Annotated in this window: 14 protein-coding genes and 6 pseudogenes; 5 read left to right on the top strand and 15 right to left on the bottom strand. The window is 69.4% G+C overall.

Translation table 11 applies throughout. From position 1 onward, the window contains the following. Nucleotides 1–68: 68 nt before the first annotated feature. Complete coding sequence (locus ACHMXE_RS24745) at nt 69–1,457, top strand: glycoside hydrolase family 3 C-terminal domain-containing protein (RefSeq protein WP_395351941.1); 1,389 nt, start codon at nt 69–71, stop codon at nt 1,455–1,457. A gap of 13 nt (nt 1,458–1,470) precedes the next feature. On the opposite strand, the gene ACHMXE_RS24740 is transcribed toward ACHMXE_RS24745, so the two are convergent. From ACHMXE_RS24740 to ACHMXE_RS24705, 8 genes and pseudogenes are all read right to left on the bottom strand, one after another. Next, complete coding sequence (locus ACHMXE_RS24740; RefSeq protein WP_395351939.1) at nt 1,471–1,920, bottom strand: DUF3592 domain-containing protein; 450 nt, start codon at nt 1,918–1,920, stop codon at nt 1,471–1,473. 85 nt (nt 1,921–2,005) lie between these two features. Then, on the bottom strand, nt 2,006–4,045 hold the full coding sequence (locus ACHMXE_RS24735) for a YadA family autotransporter adhesin (protein ID WP_395351937.1): 2,040 nt from the start codon (nt 4,043–4,045) through the stop codon (nt 2,006–2,008). A gap of 31 nt (nt 4,046–4,076) precedes the next feature. Next, nucleotides 4,077–6,332 carry a phosphocholine-specific phospholipase C gene (locus ACHMXE_RS24730; RefSeq protein WP_395351935.1) on the bottom strand — a complete coding sequence of 752 codons (2,256 nt, stop codon included), beginning with the start codon at nt 6,330–6,332 and terminating at the stop codon, nt 4,077–4,079. A 52-nt stretch (nt 6,333–6,384) separates the two neighbouring features. Next, on the bottom strand, nt 6,385–6,582 hold the full coding sequence (locus ACHMXE_RS24725) for a hypothetical protein (protein ID WP_143129180.1): 198 nt from the start codon (nt 6,580–6,582) through the stop codon (nt 6,385–6,387). A 148-nt stretch (nt 6,583–6,730) separates the two neighbouring features. After that, complete coding sequence (gene phnE, locus ACHMXE_RS24720) at nt 6,731–7,765, bottom strand: phosphonate ABC transporter, permease protein PhnE (RefSeq protein ID WP_395351933.1); 1,035 nt, start codon at nt 7,763–7,765, stop codon at nt 6,731–6,733. Beyond that, nucleotides 7,762–8,526, bottom strand: a pseudogene (locus tag ACHMXE_RS24715) (phosphonate ABC transporter ATP-binding protein); the annotation flags it as partial. The gene phnE and the pseudogene ACHMXE_RS24715, both read right to left, overlap by 4 nt. Before the next feature lie 116 nt (nt 8,527–8,642). Further along, nucleotides 8,643–8,987 carry a PhnD/SsuA/transferrin family substrate-binding protein gene (locus ACHMXE_RS24710; protein ID WP_395352796.1) on the bottom strand — a complete coding sequence of 115 codons (345 nt, stop codon included), beginning with the start codon at nt 8,985–8,987 and terminating at the stop codon, nt 8,643–8,645. 76 nt (nt 8,988–9,063) lie between these two features. After that, nucleotides 9,064–9,576 (bottom strand): annotated as a pseudogene (locus ACHMXE_RS24705) (PhnD/SsuA/transferrin family substrate-binding protein); the annotation flags it as partial. Nucleotides 9,577–9,767: 191 nt separating this feature from the next. Between ACHMXE_RS24705 and ACHMXE_RS24700 the strand changes: the two are divergent. After that, nucleotides 9,768–10,622, top strand: a complete 855-nt coding sequence (locus ACHMXE_RS24700; RefSeq protein WP_395351931.1) for an HAD-IIA family hydrolase — start codon at nt 9,768–9,770, stop codon at nt 10,620–10,622. Here the strand turns inward: ACHMXE_RS24700 and ACHMXE_RS24695 are convergent. The 3 genes from ACHMXE_RS24695 to ACHMXE_RS24685 are packed head-to-tail and all read right to left on the bottom strand — an operon-like array spanning nt 10,609 to nt 13,931. Beyond that, nucleotides 10,609–11,541 (bottom strand): MurR/RpiR family transcriptional regulator, encoded by a 933-nt coding sequence (locus ACHMXE_RS24695; protein ID WP_395351929.1) that lies wholly within the window; start codon nt 11,539–11,541, stop codon nt 10,609–10,611. The two genes, ACHMXE_RS24700 and ACHMXE_RS24695, sit on opposite strands and share 14 nt — an antisense overlap. A gap of 44 nt (nt 11,542–11,585) precedes the next feature. Continuing rightward, nucleotides 11,586–12,881, bottom strand: a complete 1,296-nt coding sequence (locus ACHMXE_RS24690; RefSeq protein ID WP_395351927.1) for an aspartate carbamoyltransferase — start codon at nt 12,879–12,881, stop codon at nt 11,586–11,588. Between the two features lie 51 nt (nt 12,882–12,932). Further along, a complete protein-coding gene (locus tag ACHMXE_RS24685; protein ID WP_203201466.1) occupies nt 12,933–13,931 on the bottom strand; it encodes a LysR family transcriptional regulator in 999 nt (332 codons plus the stop codon). 101 nt (nt 13,932–14,032) lie between these two features. Here ACHMXE_RS24685 and ACHMXE_RS24680 point away from each other — a divergent pair, with 101 nt between their 5' ends. From ACHMXE_RS24680 to ACHMXE_RS24670, 3 genes and pseudogenes are all read left to right on the top strand, one after another. Continuing rightward, a complete protein-coding gene (locus ACHMXE_RS24680) occupies nt 14,033–15,262 on the top strand; it encodes a pyridoxal phosphate-dependent aminotransferase (protein WP_395351925.1) in 1,230 nt (409 codons plus the stop codon). Then, nucleotides 15,259–16,244, top strand: a pseudogene (locus tag ACHMXE_RS24675) (Bug family tripartite tricarboxylate transporter substrate binding protein). Before ACHMXE_RS24680 ends, ACHMXE_RS24675 begins: the two are co-directional and overlap by 4 nt. 14 nt (nt 16,245–16,258) lie before the next feature. Next, nucleotides 16,259–16,949 (top strand): annotated as a pseudogene (locus ACHMXE_RS24670) (RraA family protein). 106 nt (nt 16,950–17,055) lie between these two features. Here the strand turns inward: ACHMXE_RS24670 and ACHMXE_RS24665 are convergent. The 4 genes and pseudogenes from ACHMXE_RS24665 to ACHMXE_RS24650 form a co-directional block, all read right to left on the bottom strand. Next, on the bottom strand, nt 17,056–17,406 hold the full coding sequence (locus ACHMXE_RS24665; protein ID WP_203201470.1) for an alpha/beta hydrolase: 351 nt from the start codon (nt 17,404–17,406) through the stop codon (nt 17,056–17,058). Nucleotides 17,407–17,655: 249 nt separating this feature from the next. Next, a pseudogene (locus ACHMXE_RS24660) lies at nt 17,656–17,999 on the bottom strand (zinc ribbon domain-containing protein). 21 nt (nt 18,000–18,020) lie between these two features. Then, entirely contained in the window at nt 18,021–19,253 is a 1,233-nt protein-coding gene (gene fmdA / locus ACHMXE_RS24655) for a formamidase (protein WP_057593110.1), read from the bottom strand. Nucleotides 19,254–19,281: 28 nt separating this feature from the next. Further along, a pseudogene (locus tag ACHMXE_RS24650) lies at nt 19,282–19,874 on the bottom strand (ATP-binding cassette domain-containing protein). Nucleotides 19,875–20,282: the final 408 nt, after the last annotated feature.

Genomic DNA, 20,282 nt, shown 5'->3' with positions numbered 1-20,282 from the left:
CTCGACCGCCAATCCGGCGCTGCTGACCGGGGTGCTGCGCGGCGAGTGGGGCTTCCGCCGGCTTCGTGGTGTCGGACTACACGGCCGACGAGGAACTGATCGCGCACGGCTACGCGGCCAACGGCCGCGAGGCCGCGAAGCAGGCTTTCCTCGCGGGCACCGACGTGAGCATGCAGAGCGGCCTCTACATGCGCGAGCTGCCGGGCCTGGTGGCCGCGGGCGAGGTGCCGATGGCGCGGCTCGACGACGCGGTGCGCCGCGTGCTGTACGCCAAGCTCAGGCTCGGCCTGTTCGACCAGCCGATGCGCGGCCTCGACGGCCCGCCGGCCGCGCAGCGCGCCGAGGACCCGGCCTTCATCGCGCTGGCGCGCGAGAGCGCGCGCCGCTCGATCGTGATGCTGAAGAACGAGGGCGCGCTGCTGCCGCTCGCGAAAAGCGGCACCAAGGTCGCGCTGATCGGCCCCTTCGCCTCGGGCACGCAGGACCTGCTGGGCGCCTGGAGCCTGTTCCCGGGCCAGAGCGCGCCGGTGGGCATCGACCAGGGCCTGCGCGCCGCGCTCGGCGACGCGGCCTCGCTCACGGTCACGCGCGGCTCGAACGTCGAGTCGCTGCTGCCCGGCGGCATCGAGGCCGCGGTGGCCGCGGCGCGCCAGGCCGACGTGGTGGTGCTGGCCATCGGCGAGGGCGAGCGCATGTCGGGCGAATCGCGCTCGCGCGCCGACATCGGCCTGCCGCTGGTGCAGCAGGCGCTGGCCGAGGCGGTCGCCGCCACCGGCAAGCCGATCGTCGTGCTCCTGAGCAACGGCCGCGCGATGGCGCTGCCGCCGGTGGCGCGCGATGCGCGCGCGATCCTCGTGACCTGGTTCCTCGGCGTGCAGACCGGCCACGCGATCGCCGACGTGCTGTTCGGCGACTTCAATCCCTCGGGCCGGCTGCCGGTGAGCTTTCCGCAGGCAGCGGGACAGGTGCCCTACTACTACGCCCACAAGCGCACCGGCCGGCCGCTGCCGAGCGACGCGCCCGGCACCGCCTTCAAGACACGCTACATCGAGGCCTCCAACGAGGCGCTCTATCCCTTCGGCTTCGGCCTGGGCTTCGCGCCGGTGCGCTACGACGGCGTCGCGCTCGACAGCGAGCGGCTGTCGATGGCCGACGGCACGCTGCGCGTGCGCGCCACCGTCACCAACACCGGCCAGCGCGAAGCCGAGGAGGTGGTGCAGCTCTACATCGCGCAGCGCACCGCGAGCGTGACGCGGCCGGTGCGCGAGCTCAAGGATTTCCGCAAGCTGCGCATCGCGCCCGGGGCCTCGGTGCAGGTCGAGTTCGCGCTGCGCGCGGCCGACCTGGCCTTCATCGGCCGCGACCTGCGGCCCACCGTGGAGCCCGGCGACTTCGACCTCTGGGTGTCGCCCTCGGCCGTGGGCGGGCTGCACGCGCGCTTCGCGCTGGTTCGCTGAAGTGCGCTGAAGCTCAGCCGCGCGGCGGCAGGAACGACAGGTCCACGTGGTAGCGCTTCGGGTTCGCGGGATCGACGTAGACCGCGATCGGGCGCCCGCTCAGGTGCCGCGTGGGATCGAACCAGATGTTGGCGCTGCGGAACTGCCGCAGCTCGCGCCCGAAGCCGGCGCGCGCCTCGACGATGGCGCGGTAGGGATGCTGGCCATTGACCTGGAACGTGGTGTTGAGCTCGACCTCGCGCAGCTCGGTATCGATGCGCTGGCCGTGCTGCAGCAGCCAGGCCGCGCGCTTCGCGTTGCGTTCGCCGATGAACAGGATGCCGCCGCCCACGCCCGTGAACATCAGGCCCAGCAGCGTGAGCAGCCACTTGGCCTCGTTGGGCACCACGATCGCGATGAGCAGCAGGCCCAGTCCGACGGCGATGAAGATCCACTTGAGCAGCGTCAGCGACGTGTTGTGCATGAGGGGTGCGGCGGGTTGAACGGGGCCGCTGCGTTATAGCAGAGCCCCTCCGCCCCTCCGCCCCTCCGCCCCGCCGGCACCGTCCTCAGTCGAACACGCCCGTGAGCGCCACGCGCGTCACCACGCCCGAACTGCTCGCGCCCACGCCGAGCGTGACGCTGTAGCGGCCGTCCTGCGAGGTGTGGCGCAGCGAGCCGCCGATCGCGCTCTCGCTGCGGTAGTTGCCCAGTCCCACGGCATAGCTGATCTTGCCGGGCACCATCGGCGCGGCCTCCATCGCGGCCACGCTGGCGATGCCGGCGTAGGCACGGCGGGCCGTGTCGTCGATCTGGCTCTGCAGGCGGGCGGCCGTGAGGTCGGTGTAGGCCTTGCCGACCGGCAGGCCCTGCGCGGCCACGGTGTCGGTGTAGGCATTGGCCTGGCTCACGCCCTCCTTCACCATGCCCTGCACCTGGCCGACGTTGGTGGCGTCGGTGGGCGCGCTGCCCGGGGCCACGCCGGTGATCTGGCGGTTGCCCAGCGCCACCTCGCCCATCGACGACTGCACGCCGGCCATGCCGATGGCGGTGTAGTTGTTGAGCGCGCCGCGCGTGGTCGCGCTGCCGGCACCGAGCGCCACGCTGTTCGCATGGTTCACCACGGCGCCGTTGCCGATCGCCACGCCCGAGTCCTCGAAGGCCTGCGCGTTGGTGCCGATGGCCAGCGCGTTGTCGGCACTGGCGCGCGCGCCGGCGCCGATCGAGGCGGTCTGGTTGGCGCTCACGTAGGCGCCCGAGCCCGAGCCGATCGCGATGTTGTCGTTGCCGCGCACGTGCTGGCCCGCGCTGCTGCCCTGCGCGAGGTTCGAGTTGCCGCTGACCGCCTGGCCCGCCATCGTGCCCGAGGCCACGTTGTTGCTGCCCTGCACGCCGCCGCCCGCGGCCTGGCCGGTGGCGATGTTGTTGTTGCCCGAGACGCCCGCGCCGGCCTGCATGCCCGAGGCCTGGTTGCCCACGCCGGTGACGCCCGCGCCCGAGCCCTGGCCCATCGACAGGTTGTTGCTGCCGTTGACGTTGTTGCCCGCGCCCGTGCCGTAGGCCTGGTTGCCGTTGCCCTTGACGTTGCTGCCGGCACCGGTGCCGTAGGCCTCGTTGTCGTTGCCGGTCACGTTCTGGCCGGCGTTCTGGCCCGTGGCGTCGTTGCGGCTGCCGGTCACGTTCGAGCCGGCCGCGTAGCCGGTCGAGTTGTTGTAGTCGCCGGTCACGTTCTGGCCCGAGCTGCGGCCCATGGTCTGGTTCCAGCCGCCGTTGACGTTGGTGCCCGCGTAGTAGCCGATCGCCTGGTTGGCGTTCTTGCCCGACACGTTGCTGCCCGCGCCCTCGCCGATGGCCAGGTTCCAGTTGGTGCCGACGTTGTTGCCCGCGCCCTCGCCGAGCGACACGTTGTTGCTGCCCGTCACGTTGCTGCCGGCATTGGTGCCGATGCCGGTGTTGTCGCTGCCCGTGACCTTGCTGCCGGCGCCGTTGCCCATGGCGTTGTTGTTGCTGCCGGTCACGGTCATGCCGGCGTTGGTGCCGGTGGCGTTGTTGTCGCTGCCGGTCACGCCGCTGCCGGCGTGGAAGCCGGTGGCGTTGTTGTGGTCGCCGGTGACGTTGTCGCCCGCGCTGCGGCCGATCGACTGGTTCCAGCCGCCCTTGACGTTCTGGCCCGACTCGAAGCCGATGCCGACGTTGGCATTGCCGCCCGACACGTTGGTGCCGGCGTTGTTGCCGATCGCGAGGTTCCAGTTGGTGCTGACGTTGTTGCCGGCGCCCAGGCCGATCGAGATGTCGCTGGTGCCGGTGACGTTGCTGCCGGCGCCCTGCCCGATGGCCTGGTTGGTGGAACCGGTCACGTTGTTGCCGGCGTTCTGGCCGATGGCCTGGTTGCCGCTGCCGTTGACCGTGTTGCCCGCGCCCTCGCCGATCGCCTGGTTGTTGCTGCCGGTGACGCCGGTGCCGGCACCGGTGCCGATCCCGAGGTTGGCCTTGGCCGGGTCCCAGACCACCGGCACCGTCTGGGCCAGGGCCGGTCCGCAGATCGCGGCCAGGGCCAGCGAGGCGCCGAGCAGGCTGGCGCCGCGCGGCATGCGCTTGTTCTTCTTCATGGTGTTTCTCCTCGTGGGGGTGGAAGCGCGCTCAGGCCTGCAGGTGCATCGCCATCGCGGGGTCGCTCACGGTGGGCTTGCCGGTCTCGACACGGCCCGCGAAGCGGCGCACGGCGTTGCCGGCGGTCACGGTGAAGTCGTACCAGTGGCCGCTGTCCTTGAGCTCCCAGTGCAGCATGCCCATGTCGCCCTTCGGCGCCTTCAGCGTCCAGGGGCCGTCGGTGCGGTAGGCGTTCGACTGCACCGTCACCTCGCCGTCGATGCTGCCGTTGTTGTGCACCTTCACGTAGACGTTGCCGGCGGCCGGGTCGTAGCAGACCTGGACCTCGGGCCTGAAGGCGGCCGAATTGAAGGCCATCGCATCGCCGCTGAAGCTGCGCACGAAGCCGTTGGTGCTGTAGACCCAGAGGTCGTACTTGCCGCCGTCGGTGGCACCGGTGTCCCAGTAGTCCTGCAGCTGCTTGCCGGCTTCCACCGTGTAGCGGCGCGGGATGCGGTCCAGGTGCAGCTTGTCGTAGACGTGGAACACCGCGCCCTGGTCGCCGGTGTTGCTGAAGATCAGCGAGACCAGGCCGCGCGCCTCGACGCGCGCGCTGGTGTGCAGCTCGTAGGGCAGCGCGCGCGAGAAGCGCGTGCCGGTCTCCTGGAACAGCGGCGTGGCGGGCACGGGCGCCTTGGTGATGACGCCGGTGTTGCCCAGCGCCCTCTGCGCCGTGTTGATGGCGGGATAGCCGCTGGTGTCGGGCAGCTTGGGCACCACCGGATCGTTCGGGCTGACGAAGTCGAAGCAGCTCGTGAGGTCGCCGCAGACCGCGCGGTGCCAGGGGCTGATGGCGTCGATCGTGATGTCGAAGCGCTTCTCGAGGAAACGGCCCATCGAGGTGTGGTCGAACACCTGCGAGTTGACCCAGCCGCCCTTGCTCCACGGCGACACCACGTACATCGGCACGCGCGAGCTCAGGCCCCAGGGGCGGATCTTGCCGCTGACGGTGTCGGCGGCGTTGAGGTAACTGCCGACCGAGGCGTCGAAGTACTCGCCATCGAGCGGCACGGTCGACTTGCCCATCAGGTTGCCGTTGGCGTCGTACGAGGGCACGGCGGGCATCGCCAGGTGGTCGAAGAAGCCGTCGTTCTCGTCGAAGGTCACGAACAGCGCCGTCTTGCTCCAGACCGCGGGGTTCGAGGTCAGCGCGCTCAGCACGTCGGAGATGAAGTCGGCCGCGCCGGCCGTGCCTTCGCTGCTGCCCGGGTGTTCGGCCAGCGCCTGCGTGGGCAGCACCCACGAGACCTGCGGCAGGGTGTCGTTCATCACGTCCTGCTTGAGCTGGGCCAGGAAGTTGGTGGCGCCGTCGGCCGCGGCGGGACCGCCGGTCAGGCCGTGCTGGTAGATCGGCGAGCCGGGCTGCGCGGTGCGGAAGCTCTGGAACGCCAGGCAGCCGTTCATGGCGCCGGTCCAGTTGTTGTTCATGTTCTGGTAGATGTGCCAGCTGATGCCGTTCTTCTGCAGCACGTCGGGCAGCGTGTCCCACTTGAACGCGTTGTTGACGTACTTGTAGTTGTAGGCGCCCGTCGTCGCGTTCTTCTGGCCGGTGCCGTCGGCTTCCTGCGGGTTGCCGGCGATCCAGTTCGACGGGCTCGGCCAGCAGCGCGAGTTGACGGGTTCCGAATCGGTGTCGGTGCTGTTGATGCCCTTCTTGCGCAGCTCGGGGTTGAAGTTGGAACCCGACCAGAACACGATGCGGTTGGGATCGGTGCCGGTGAGGATCGAGCAGTGGTAGCCGTCGCAGATCGTGAAGGCATCGGCCAGCGCGAACTGGAACGGGATGTCCTCGCGCAGGTAGTAGCCCATCGCCACCTGGCCCTTGAACTGGATCCAGCGGTCCATCTTCCCCTGCGCCCAGGCGCCCTGCATGTCGGGGAAGTTGTGCGGCGCGCCCGAGCCGATCAGCGCGTTGGCGATCGTGGAGTCGCGGCGGAACGGCTGGATCTCGGGCGTGCCCGCGGTGGTGTTGGACTGGAAGAACACCGACTTGCCGTTGGCCAGCGGCAGCGGGAAGCGGTCGCCGAAGCCACGCACGCCCTTCAGCGTGCCGAAGTAGTGGTCGAAGCTGCGGTTCTCCTGCATCAGGATCACGATGTGCTTGATGTCCTTGATGGAGCCGGTGTCGACCGCGGCCTCGACCGCCAGGGCCTTGCGGATCACGGGCGGGAGCATGGTGAGGGCCGAGGCCGCGCCGATGGCGCCGGCCGACTTGCGGAAGAAATCGCGACGGGAGGTGGTGTTCATGGGAGGTTCTTTCAACGCAGGGGCGAAGGGAGGTCTGGAGGAAGGCGCGGACTCAGGGCGCGCACTTGAGCGCGGGCTGGGGCGGCGGGTTGTTGCCGTTGCCGTTGTTGCCGTCGCCGGCCGGCGGGGTCTGTCCCGGCGGCAGGATCGGCAGGCCACCGCCCCCACCACCGCCACCGCAGGCGGCGAGGCTCAGGCACAGGAGAAGGCCTGCCGCAGCGAGGCCGTACCGGGAAGATGCTGTTTTCATGAGGGTTCCTTTCGAATCGAGGGACGTGGGAGACAAAGGCGCGGCCGAAGCCGCTCCGCGCGGCGGACAAGCCGCGCGAGAGTTCGGACAGAAATCAGGGAATGGGGGGCGGGCGCCGCGAACGCGGTATCCGCGGGGGACTCAGGGCTCAGCCATAGCGGCTGCGCAGCCGGGCGGCGATGCGGTCGAGCACCAGCACCGTCAGGAAGATCGCGATCAGGATCGTGCCGACGTGCGCATAGTTGTACATGTCGTAGCGGCCCTTGAGCTCCTGGCCGATGCCGCCCGCGCCGACCAGGCCGACCACGGTGGCCATGCGCACGTTGCGGTCGAGCACGTAGAGCGTGTAGGCGATGAACTGCGGCATCACCTGCGGCAGCACCGCGAAGCGCATCACCTTGAGCTTGTTGGCGCCGATGGCGCGCAGCGCTTCCTGCGGCTTGTCGTCGGCGGTCTCGATGTCCTCGGCGTAGAACTTGCCGAGGAAACCGGCCGAGTGCAGCGCGAGGGCCAGCACGCCGGCGATCGGGCCGAAGCCGTAGGCCAGCACCAGGAACAGCGCGCTCACCAGCTCGGGCACCGCGCGGAACAGGCCGACCACGCTGCGCGCGAGGCCGTAGGCCAGGCGGTTGGGCGCGTAGTTCCTCGCGCTGCACCAGGCCAGCGGCGCGCTCAGCACGATCGCGATCAGCGTGGCCCAGACCGCGATCTCGAAGGTCTCGAGCATCTTCACCGCCACGTGCCACAGGTAGCCCAGCGGCTCGACCAGCACCTCGCGGCGCTCGACGCGGTCCTCCATCTGCAGGGTCTCGGGGTTCAGCTTCGGTTCGTGCGTCTCGAGCGTCTCGACGTGCGAGAACCAGGGCAGCCGGTTGCGGTCGAAGCCCTCGATGCGCGCGACCTCGGTCTGCTCGGAGACCTGCGGCGGGAACAGCGAGCGCGCGATCGAGCCCAGGCCCGACAGCACCTGCGAGTTGTCACGCAGGCCCACCGCGGCGAGCACGCCCTCGCCGGTCAGCGAGAGCATGCGGCCCATCTCCACGCGCTGGCCCGCGAAGAAGCCCACCACGAGCACCAGCAGCAGCACGACCAGCGTGCGGGTGCCGAAGGGCCGCGGCAGGTCCCAGGCCGAGGCCGGGCGCGATGTGCGCGCGTCGGAAGAGGAGGAAGAGAACGTGTTCATTGCGCGAGCTCCAGGGCACCGGCATGCAGCGGCAACGCCGCCTCGGGCTCGCCGGCCAACGGCGGCCGGGCCGCGGGCACGGACGCCGGCGCCGCATCGTCGCGGCCGTAGATCGCATCGAAGACCTGCGGCTGGAACGTCCGCGGCGCGCCGTCGAACACGACCACGCCGCGACGCAAGGCCACGATGCGGTCGGCGAACTCGCAGGCCAGTTCGATCTGGTGCAGGCTGCACAGCACCGTGGTGCCGCGCTCGCGCGCCTGCCGGCGCAGCAGCGACAGCACGTCGTGGCTGGTCTGCGGATCGAGGCTGGCCACCGGCTCGTCGGCCAGCACCAGCGGCGGATCGAGCATGAAGGCGCGCGCGATGCCCACGCGCTGCTGCTGGCCGCCCGAGAGCTCGCTCACGCGGCGCAGCAGATGCTCCTCGCCCAGCCCCACCGACTCGACCAGTTCGCAGGCCTTGCGCCGCTGGTCGTCGGTGAACAGGCCGAGCAGCGCGCGCCAGGTGCCCAGCGCCGGCAAGGCGCCGGCGAGCACGTTCTCGGCCACGCTCGAGCGCAGCACCAGGTTGAACTGCTGGTGGATCATGCCGATGCGCGGACGCACGCGCGCCAGCGAGCCCGGCGCGATGCGCACGCCCTCGACCCGCACCGTGCCCTGCGTGGGCACGACCAAGCCGTTGGCGGTGCGCAGCAGGGTCGACTTGCCGGCGCCCGAGGCGCCCAGCACCACGCAGAACTGGCCCGCGGGCACCTCGAGCGAGACGCCGCCGAGCGCGCGCGTGCCGTCGGGGTGGCGCATGGCGACCGATTCGAACTGCAGCATGGGCGTGCTTCCGGCGGCGGGCTCTGGGGCGTGCGTGCGATCGCCGGCGATCAACGCTCGGCCGCCTTGGCGAGGATGCGGCCCTTGAGGTCGTCGGTCAGCAGGCCCAGCTTCTCGGCGGCGACGTTGAACTCCTCCTCGGAGAACCTGGTGTCGTAGCCGTCGATCTTGCCGCCGCCGTAGCCGCGGATCATGTCGGGCGTGATGCCGGGGGCCTTGTTCACGGTCTGGAAGGCGTCCTTGAGCTTGGTCTTCAGCGCCTCGGGCAGCTTGGAGTTCAGCGCCAGCGGCGGATAGGGAATGGCCATGCTCTTGGCGATCACCTTGATGGTCTTGGGATCGGCCGCGCCCTGCTTGACCGCCTTCTCGTACGAATCGAACGAGAGCGAGGCCACGTCGACCTGGTCCTGCACGCAGCGCGGCCAGGCTGCTGGCGTGGCTGCCGGTCATGCGGATCGCCGACAGGTCCTTGGCCGGGTCCATGCCGGCGTCGAGCAGCATCGCGATCTGGAAGGTGAAGCTCGAGGCCGAGTTCACGTCGCCGAAGGCCACGCGCTTGCCCTTCAGGTCCTTGATCGAGGCGATCGGCGCATTGGCCTTGGCGAACATGCCGGCGTAGTAGACCGAGGCGCCCTTCTCCACGCCCACGGCCAGCAGCTGCGCGCAGCCGCGCTTGTGGGCCTGCACGTACGACACCGGGCCGAAGAAGGCGATGTCGGCGAGCTGGTTGCACATGCCCTCGACCACGGCGCCGTACGACTGGCCGACCTTGAGGTCGAAGTTCAGGCCGGTGCTGCGCGTGATGGCGTTGAACACCGGCGCGTAGTCGGCCTTGGTGCCCGACTCGGTGCCGCCGTCGGCCGGAATCAGCAGCACGCGCAGCGGATGCTCGCGCGAGCCGTCGGCCACGGACTGGGCATGGGACGGGAGGGCCAGCAGCGCGCTGAACGAGACGGCGGCGGCGATGGCCAGGAGTTTCTTCATGATCGATTCCTTCGGTTCGGGGGCATTGCGCGGGCGAGTGGCTCGCTCGGATGCGTTGAACTTTAGAAGTCGAAGATGACAAGCAAATGAAATAAGCTCATTTGAAAATTAGCAATCGACTGAGCAATGTTCAATACAATCCCGCCGCACGGCCAGCACCCCGCTCCCCCGATGGCCCGAACCGGAGATCCATGAAGAACATCGCAACCCAGACCCGGGCGCCGGGAGGCCCCGCGGCAGCGGACCTGGCACCGCTCGCGCAGGCGCGGCACCTGCTGCTCGACCTCGACGGCACGCTGGTGCGCCAGAACGAGGCCATCGACGGCGCGGCCGAACTCCTCGAGCGTTTCGAGGGCCGCTTCGCGATCGTGTCGAACAACTCGACCCACACCGCCCAGGGCCTCGCGCTGCGGCTGCGCCGGCTCGGCCTGCGCGCGCCGCCCGAGCGCATCGTGCTGGCCGGCGAGCTCGCCGTGAGCCTGCTCGCGCGCCAGCACCCCACGGCGCGGCTGATGGTGGTGGGCACGCCGGCCTTGCAGCGCCATGCGCGCGCGCTCGGCTTCCGGCTGGTCGCGTCCGAGGCCGAGTTCGTGCTGCTGGCGCTCGACATGCGCTTCAGCCATGCGCGGCTGGGCGCGGTGGCCAACGAGCTGCTGCGCGGCGCGCGGCTGGTGGTCACGAACGCCGACGCCACCCATCCGGGCCCGCACGGCCGCGTGGTGCCCGAGACCGGCTCGCTGCTCGCGGCCGTGCTCACGGCCAGTGGCGTGCAGCCCTGGCGCATCGTCGGCAAGCCCGAACCGCTGCTGTTCGAGGAAGGCCTGCGCTGCCTGGGCGCCGAGCCCGCGAGCACGGTGGTGATCGGCGACAACCCGGCCACCGATGCGGCGGGCGCCGCGCGGCTGGGCATGGCCTGCCTGCTGGTGGGCGCCGCGCCCGAGGCGGTGGCGCCCTCGGTCGCGGGCCTGCTGCCGCCGCGCGCCACGGCCGAGGTGACCGCCCTGCCCGCGCGGCCGCCCGCGCGCAGCCGCCTCAGTACCGCTTGAGCGACAGCACGTCGAAGGTCTGGCGCAGCGTGCGCACCGAGGTGTCGTAGTCCGACAGCGCCAGGCAGGCGATCAGCACGTCGATGATCGCGAGCTGCGCGAGGCGGCTGGTCATGGCCTCGGTGCGGAAGTTGGTCTCGCGCGCCATGGTGAACAGCAGCACGTCGGCGAAGGCCTGGATCGGCGACTTGCCGAAGTTGGTGATGCACACGGTCGAGGCGCCGGCCTCCTTGGCCAGCCGCGTCGCGGTCACGGTCTCGTGCGTGCTGCCCGAGTGCGAGATGGTCAGCACCGCCACCCGCGAGTCGGTGAGCGAGGCGCTGATCGCCTGCACGTGCGAATCGACCACCACCTTCGCGTTGAGGCCGATGCGCAGCATGCGGTAGTGCGCGTCCTCGGCGATGGTGGCCGAGCTGCCGATGCCGTAGATCTCGATGCGCTCGGCCTCGCGCAGCAGCTTCACCGCGCGCTCCATCGCACCGGCATCGAGCGTGGCCTGCGTGTCGTGCAGGGTCTGCACGTTGCTCTGGAAGATCTTGCGGATCACCGCATCGGCCGCGTCCTGCGGATCGAGGTCCTCGTGGATGAACTGCACCGGCCGCACGATCTCCTGCGCCAGCGCGATCTTGATCTGCTGGAAGCCGGTGGCGCCGAGGTTCTTGCACAGGCCGACGATGCTGCCCTCGCTCGAGCCGGTGCGCTCGGCCACCTCGCTGACCGACATGTGGACCACCTCGCGCGGGTTCTTCACGATGAAGTCGGCGATGCGCTGGCCCACCGGGCCGAGCGAGGACCAAAGGGTCTCGATGCGCGCGAGCACCGCGAACACCTGGGCGCCGCCGGAGGCATCGGCGGCCGAGGCCTTGCCGTTGGGCGCGGGGGTGACGCTGGTGGACTTGGCGGTGGTGTTGCGCTTCATGGGCGGCGAGCTTACCCGCGCTCGATGGCGGTTTCGCGCATCGCTCAGTCGAGGCCGTGGAAGCTGCTGTCGTCGGGGCCGATGTGCGCGGGCGGCGTCCACGTCGCGTCGCGCATCGAGCGGCTCACGAGCCGGTCCACGCCCAGCAGCGTGGCGAAGATCGCCATGCGCACCGGGATGCCGTTGTCGGTCTGGCGGAAGATCGCCAGCCGCGGGTCGTTGTCGAGGTCGGTGCTCAGGTCGTGCGAGCCCGGGCGGCCGTCGCGCGGCAGCGGATGCATCAGCACCACGTCCTTCCTGCACGCCGCATCGACCAGCGCGCGGTCGATCGCGAAGGCCTGGTCGAAGCCCTCGAGCACCTCGTCGTGCGCGAAGCGCTCCTTCTGGATGCGCGTCGCGTAGACCACGTCGGCGCCGGCCAGCGCCTGCGCCGGCGCGGTGGCGGTCTCCACCACGTGGCCGTTGCGGCTCACGAGTTCCACGATCTCCGCCGGCATCGCGAGCTGCGGCGGCGCGACCAGCGTGAACTTCAGGCCGCGGTACAGCGCGAGCAGCTTGATCAGCGAATGCACCGTGCGGCCGTACTTGAGGTCGCCGACCATCGCGACATGCGCGCCGTCGACCAGCTTGCCCAGGCGCGAGAACTCGCGCTGGATGGTGTAGAGGTCGAGCAGCGCCTGGCTCGGATGCTCGCCCGGCCCGTCGCCGCCGTTGATGACCGGCACGTTGGTGGCGCGCGCGAATTCGGCGACCGAGCCCTGCTCGGGATGACGCACCACGATCGCGTCGACATAGCCGCTGATCACGCGGCTGGTGTCGCGGATCGATTCGCCCTTGGCCATCGAGGAGAAGGTGAAGCCCGTCGTGTCGCAGACCGAGCCGCCGAGCCGGCAGAACGCGGCGCCGAAGCTCACGCGCGTGCGCGTGCTGGCCTCGAAGAACAGGTTGGCCAGCACCGCGCCCTCGAGCACGCGGCTGACCTTGCGGCGGCGCGCGATCGGCTGCATCACGTCGGCGAGCCGGAACAGCTCGTCGATGGCCTCGCGGTCGAACTGGGCCACCGACAGCAGGTGCTGCGCGCCGTCGACATGGAGCGACCGGCGCAGCGCGCCATCCTGTGCGCTCTGCGTATATTCACCAGGACGCCTGCTCGACGCCAGGATCTCGCTCACGAAGCGCCGCGCCACCTCGGGCATGGCCCGGAATTCGTTCGACTCGTCGGGCAGCAGCCAGGCGTCGAGCGCCCTCCGACGGCTGCCGATGCGCTCGGCGAAGGCATCGCGCGTCATGTTGAGCTGACGCATCGCGTCGCGGAGAAGCACTTGCTGCGGCATGTTCATGGGCCGCGAGTTTATACGCAATGCGTATATTTCGGAAATCCTGCCCGGATCCTAGCGCCGGGCCGCCTTCACGGGCTTCTTCGCACCCGGGCGCAGCGCGCGCTGCCGCGTGCCCGCGCCGCGCGCGGGCCCCGCCGGCGCCACGTCGTGCTGGCTCGCGCGCAGCTTGAAGTCGCAGGTCTGCACGGCCAGCTCGACGATGCGCGCCAGCGCCGGGCTCGCGTTGTCGCGCCGGTGCACGGCGCTGTAGACCAGCGGCGGCGGCATCGGGTCGCTGCGCACGATGCGCAGCAGGCCGCTGCGGATGTCGGGCCGCACGTAGTCGAGCGCCTGCTGGCTGATGCCGAAGCCGCTGATCGTCAGCTCGCGCAGCACCGTCGTGCTGTTGGTCAGCATGACCTTGCCGAAACGGAAGCCGTGCTCGGCGCGCCAGGCCTCGTAGAAGCGGTTCTTCGAGGCACCCGCGGGCTGCTCGATCACCGGGTAGTCGGCGAACTCGTGCGGCTTCAGCGCGCGCTGCGGAATGCGCAGCCGCGGACTCGCGATCCAGGCCTGGTCGACCTGCCCCACCTTGACCGATTCGAAGGCCTGGCCCCAGAAGGTGCCCGGCATGATCGTCAGGTCGAGCTTGTTGGCCTCGAGCCGCTCGAACAGCGTGAGGCCGGCGTCGACCACCGGCTCGATCGTCACCTGCGGATGCAGCTTCTGCAGCAGCTGGATCAGCCGCGTGAGCCAGGTCATCGCGATCAGTTCCGTCACGCCCACGCGGAAGCTGCCGCGCAGCGTCTTGTCGAGGCTGATGTCGTGCTCGATGCGCTGCCACAGCCGCAGCGCTTCTTCCGCCAGCGGCAGCAGCTCGCGGCCGGCCTGCGCCAGCTCCAGGCCGTGCGAGCTGCGGTGCAGCAAGGGACCGCCGAGCGACTCCTCGAGCTCGGCCAGCCGCTTGGAGATGGCCGACTGCGTGGTGTGCAGCTTCACCGCCGCGGCGCTGAAGCTCTGGAGCCTGGCGCTGAACAGGAAGGCCTCGAGCTGCTTGAAGGTGAAGTTCATGCGGCGGAATGTACGCCCGCCACCGGCCAGGAAAAAAAGGAATACCGCGCCACGCCGATTACTCGTTTGTCCCGCGGCGAAGGCACTTCGATACTGGCCGCATGCTTCACATCGCACCACGACTGAACCGGATCCAGCCCTCTCCGAGTTCCATGGCCGGCCAGCGGGCGCGCGAGCTGCGCGCGCAGGGCCGCGACATCCTCGCTCTCACCGCCGGCGAGCCCGACTTCGAGACGCCCGAACACATCAAGCAGGCCGCCATCCGCGCGATGGCCGAGGGCCAGACGCGCTACACCGACGTCGGCGGCACGCCGGCGCTCAAGGAGGCCATCGCGGGCAAGTTCCTGCGCGAGAACCGGCTGCGCTACGCGCCGGGCGAGATCATCGTCGGCACCGGCGCCAAACAGGTGATCTTCAATGCGCTGATGTGCACGGTGGCGGCCGGCGACGAGGTCATCGTGCCGGCGCCCTACTGGGTCTCGTACCCCGACATCGCGCGGCTGGCCGGCGGCGTGCCGGTGTTCGTCGACGGCCCGGCCGGCGCAGGCTTCAAGCTGCAGCCCGCCGACCTCGAGCGCGCCATCACCGGCCGCACGCGCTGGCTGATGCTCAACTCGCCGAACAACCCGAGCGGCGCCACCTACACGCGCGCCGAGCTGCTGGCACTGGCCGAGGTGCTGCGGCGCCATCCGCAGGTCTGGGTGCTGACCGACGACATCTACGAGCACCTGGTCTACGGCGACGCACCCTTCGCCACCCTCGCCGAGGTGGCGCCCGACCTGCGGGAGCGCACGCTCACTGTGAACGGCGTCTCCAAGGCCTATGCGATGACGGGCTGGCGCATCGGCTACGGTGCCGGGCCCGCGGCGCTGATCAAGGCGATGGTCAAACTGCAGTCGCAGAGCACCTCGGGCCCGAACTCGATCGCGCAGGCGGCCGCCATCGCGGCGCTCACCGGGCCGCAGGACAGCATCGCCACCAACCGCCAGGCCTACCGCGCGCGGCGCGACACGGTGGTCGAGGCGCTCAATGCCGTCGACGGCATCCGTTGCGAAGTGCCCGACGGCGCCTTCTACGTCTTCGCCTCGTGCAGCGCGCTGTTCGGGCTGCGCACGCCCCAGGGCACGACGATCGCCGACAGCGACGACTGGGTGATGCACCTGCTCGACGCGCAGGACCTCGCGTCACTGCAGGGCAGCGCCTATGGGGTGCCGACGCACTTCCGCCTCTCGTTCGCCGCCGGCACCGAGCAGCTGCTCGAAGGCTGCCGGCGCATCGCGCGCGCACGCGCCGAACTCTCGGGCCAACCGCTTCACCAGGAACCGCAATGAAACTCCGCTCCCTCCTCACGCTGCTGCCGGTCGTGGCCGCGGGCACGGCCTGGCTCGGCGCCGCCACCGCGAGCGCGGCCGACACCTTTCCATCGCGGCCCGTGAAGATCCTCGTGGGCTTCTCGCCCGGCGGCTCGAACGACGTGGTGGCGCGGCTGATCGCGCCGAAGCTGGCCGAAGGGCTGGGCCAGCAGGTGCTGATCGACAACCGTCCCGGCGCCGGCGGCAACATCGCGGCCTCGGCCATGCTCGCCGCGCCGGCCGATGGCCACACGCTGCTGATGTGCACCACGGGCACGCTGTCGATCCAGCCGCATGTGCTGAAAAGCATGCCCTTCGATCCCGAGAAGGACATCGTGCCGGTCACGCAGGTCGTCAATGCGCCCTACATGCTGCTGGTCAACGCGAGCCTGCAGGTGAAGAACGTGAAGGAGCTGGTCGCCTACGCGAAGCAGAAGCCCGGCGAGATCAACTTCGCGTCCTCGGGCACGGCCACGGGCGGCCACCTCGCGGGCGAGATGCTCAAGAGCCGCGCGGGCATCGACATCGTGCACGTGGCCTACAAGGGCACGGGCCAGGCCATGACCGACCTGATCGCGGGCCAGGTCTCGATGATCTTCGACCAGCCCGTGAGCTCGATGCAGTACGCGCGCGCCGGCAAGCTGCGCGCGCTCGCGGTGGCCAGTCCGCGCCGGCTCGCGGCCTTTCCCGAGATTCCGACCTTGGCCGAGGCCGGCGTCGCCGAGGTCGAGCCCGTGACCTGGGCCGGCATCTGCGCGGCGAAGAACACGCCGCCGGCCGTGGTCGAGCGCCTGCAGCGCGAGATCGCGAAGGTGCTCGCGCAGCCCGAGATCGCCAAGCGCCTCACGTCCGATGGCCTCGAGCCGGTGGGCAACACGCCGAGCAATTCCGCGCCTTCCTCGCGGCCGACAAGCGCAAGTGGGGCCGCGTGGTGAAGGACGCTGACGTCAAGGCCGAATGAGAGAACACCAGACCATGAACCCGCATCCCGACATCGTTCGCGACTTCGAGCGCGTTGCTCCCGAACTGCTGCGCCGTGCCGCGGCCTTCCAGCCGGCCATCCTCGCCGACGTCGCGGGCCGCCGCGGCGCCATGCATGGCCGCATCGAGGCCCTGCGCCACCGCATGAAGCTGGTGGGCAACGCGCTCACGGTGGAGGTGCGGCCCGGCGACAACCTGATGATCCATGCCGCGATCGCGCTCGCGCAGCCGGGCGACGTGCTGGTGATCGACGGCAAGGGCGACCGCAGCGCGGCGCTGATGGGCACGATCATGATGAATGCCTGCCGCCAGGTCGGCATCGCCGGCGTGGTGATCGACGGCGCGGTGCGCGACAGCGTGGAGATCGACGAGATGGACTTCCCGGTGTTCTCGGTGGGCACCAAATCCCAACGGCCCGACCAAGCTGGCCTCGGGACGCATCGGGCATCCGGTGTCGGTCGGCGGCGTGGCCGTGCGTGCCGGCGATCTGGTGATCGGCGATGCCGATGGCGTGGTGGTGGTCGAGCGAGAGAAAGTCGACACCCTGCTTCGCGCGGCGCAGAAGAAGGTCGAGGACGAAGCCGCGCGCATCGAAGCGATCAGGCAAGGCCACACGACGGCCAGCTGGCTCGACGCGGCACTGCGCAAGGCGGGCGTGCTCGGGGAAGGCGAGACGCTGGTGTGAGCGGCGCGCTGTCGCACCACGCACGAAGAAAGGGCCCGCAGGCCCTTTCCTCATTCGCTTCCTTCATGCGGCCGATGCTCTCGCACCGGCTTGGCACCGTGGCCGATCAGAGGCCAGCTTGGCGCGTGAACGACACGCTGGGCTTCTTGTAGGCTTGCGGCACTTCGTCGCGGTAGAACGCGCGGCGGTCGAGGCTTTGCAGCGGGTCGTGGGCCTTGGCAACGGCTTCGGCACGAACGGTTGCGCGGTCGGCGGTCGAGCTGAAGGTTTGCGCACCGGCGGTGGCACCTTCGCTGTAGGCATCGCCGGCACGGGCGGCTGCCACGGCTTGCGATTCGACTTCGGCACGCGAGACCGTGGAATGCACGGTGTGGACGCCGTCATAGGTTTCGGCATGTGCGCCGGTGGCGGCAAGCAGTGCAACGGCAACGGCGGCGAGGATCTTCGAGGCGGTCATTTGGTATCTCCTTCAGGTTGAACGGTGGTTTGTCCGTGAGGAGAAGTTTGATCCTGTTGGCCCCTTTTGAATCGCCGCAAAAAGAATCACGGCGTTCGCCGTTTCGAAACAATCCAGAAAGTTTTGGGCAAGTTTCACGCATGCGAGCGGACCGCCGAATCCACCCTCTGCAGAGGGAGATCGGCCGAATGCACTACTTTCTTGCATCCATTGCATGCGCCCAGCGCATGCATCAAAACTTGCCGAATCTCAATGCGAGATCATCCACGGCCGCCGCGACGGTGCCGATTTGGCACCGTTCGACGCGGTCACCGTAGCACGCGGCGCGCGCTCGTCGAGCAGCATCCGCAGCCCGATGGATGCCGCAATCGCGCGTAGTCGCGCGAGCTCGCGGGCTCGTGACGCGCGCGCTCGTTGGTGGCCATCGCGAGGCGCGTGTCGGCCGCCATGAGCGCGAGCCGCGGCGCGGCCGAGAGCACGCGCGGCGAGGCGCCGCCGCAGTCGGGGCAGGCAGCGGGCTCGTCGCGCAGCGCCGAGGGGCGCAGCGCCTCGAAGCCGCCGCAGCGTCCGCAGTCGTAGTCGTAGGTGGGCATGCGGCTTCCTTGTTCAATGCCTCAGCGCAGGTCGGGCGACAGCGGCATGTCGATGCTGCCGTCGATCATCTTCACCGGCCCGGTGGCGTTGGGATTGATGTCGAAGTCGAAGATGCCCGTGGGCAGCCACAAGGTGGCGCAGGAGTTGGGCACGTCGACCACGCCGCTGATGTGGCCCTGCACCGGCGCCGTGCCGAGGATGGAGTAGGCCTGCGCGCCCGAGTAGCCGAACTTCTTCAAATACTCGATGGCGTTGAGGCAGGCCTGGCGGTAGGCGACGTTGACGTCGAGGTAGTGCTGCTTGCCGCTCTCGTCGACCGAGATACCCTCGAAGATCAGGTAGTCGTTGTACTGCGGCGTGATGGGGCTGGGCTTGAAGATCGGGTTCTTGATGCCGTACTTGGCCATGCCGCCCTTGATCAGCGAGACCTTCATGTGCACCCAGCCGGCCATCTCGATGGCGCCGCAGAAGGTGATCTCGCCGTCGCCCTGGCTGAAGTGCAGGTCGCCCACGCTGAGGCCCGCGCCATCGACGTAGACGGGGAAGAACACCTTCGAGCCGCGCGAGAGATCCTTGATGTCGCAGTTGCCGCCATGCTCGCGCGGCGGCACGGTGCGCGCGCCCTCGGCCGCGGCCTTGGCACGCGCCTCGCCGGTCATCTTGCCCATGTGGGCGGTACCGGCGAACGGCGGATTGGCCAGGCCCGGTACGCGATCGGGGTCGGTGGCGATCAGCGCCTTCTCGCGCTCGTTCCACATGTCGAGCATGGGCTTGTCGGGCAGGCAGCCGATGAGGCCCGGATGGATCAGGCCCGCGAAGTTCACGCCGGGGATGTGGCGCGAACTCGTGAACATGCCCTTGAAGTCCCAGATCGATTTCTGTGCCTCGGGAAAATGGTCGGTGAGAAAGCCGCCGCCGTTCTTCTTCGAGAAAAATCCGTTGAAGCCCCAGAGGCTGTCCTGCTTGGCGCCGATGTCGAGAAGATCGACCACCAGCAGGTCGCCGGGCTCGGCCCCCTTCACGCCCACGGGGCCCGAGAGGTAGTGCACGGTGCTCAGGTCGATGTCGCGCACGTCGTCGGCGCTGTCGTTGTTCTTGATGAAGCCGCCGGTCCAGTCGAAGGTCTCGAGAATGAAGTCGTCGCCGGGGTTGACCCAGCAGGCCATCGGAATGTCCGGGTGCCAGCGGTTGTGGATCATCTCGTTCTCGGTGGGCGACTTGGTCAGATCGACCTTGATCAGCGTGTCCGTCATTTGCAGTGGCTCCTGGTTGGGGTTGTGGTTAAACAGAGAGATAGGCCTTGATGCGCTCGACATCGGTCTTGTCGCGCGCGGTCTCGTGCACGAGGCGCCCGCCTTCGATCACGAACAGGCGGTCGGCGACATCCATGGCAAAACTCAGCACCTGCTCCGACACGACGATGGTCAGGCCGCGCAGCTTGCGGATCTCGTTGAGTGCCTTGGCGATGTCCTTGATGATCGAAGGCTGGATACCCTCGGTGGGCTCATCGAGCAGCAGGACCTTGGGATCGGTGACGAGGGCACGCGCGATGGCCAGCTGTTGCTGCTGCCCGCCCGAGAGGTTGCCGCCCTTGCGCCGGCGCATGTCCCACAGCACGGGAAAGAGCGCGTAGATCTCCTCGGGGATGCGGCGGGTCTTGGAGTTCTCGAGGCCGGTCTCGATGTTCTCCTCGACTGTCAGGGTCGGGAAAATCATGCGACCCTGGGCACGTAGGCGATGCCCTTGGCGACGCGCCTGAAACTCTCGTCGCGCGAGACATCCTGTCCCGCCACCTCGATGCGGCCGCTCTTCAAGGGGAGCGCGCCCATGAGGCTCTTGAACAGCGTGGTCTTGCCCATGCCGTTTCTGCCCATGATGGCGACGGTCTCGTTGGCCATGCCCTCGAACGAGATGCCATGCAGGGCCTCGCTCTGGCCGTAGGCTACGTGGAGGTTTTCTACCTTGAGGGTGATGTTGCTCATTTGCTGGGCCTCTGCTTAGGTGCGTTCTTTGTTGGGGGCGCTGTGGTTCGAGGCACGACGGGTCGGGGCGCGTGCACAGGACAGCGGGTACTTCCCTCCGCGAATGTCCCCGGCCTTCGGCCTCCTCCTTTATTTCGCTGCGGGAAGCACCCACTGCCCTGTGCACGGGGGCGCAGCGGTGGTGCGGGCGGTTCAACAACCGGCGCGTCCAGGCGCACGTCGATGGGGTACTCCCCGCAGCGAAATAAAGGAGGAGCCGAAGGCGGGGGACATTCGCGGGAGGGGATGCCCCATCGGCGC

Source organism: Variovorax sp. UC122_21 (assembly GCF_044056785.1).
In the GTDB taxonomy this organism is placed as follows: Bacteria; Pseudomonadota; Gammaproteobacteria; order Burkholderiales; family Burkholderiaceae_C; genus Variovorax.
Note: the sequence above shows the minus strand (reverse complement) of the source record. Positions and strands in the feature narration are given on the sequence as shown.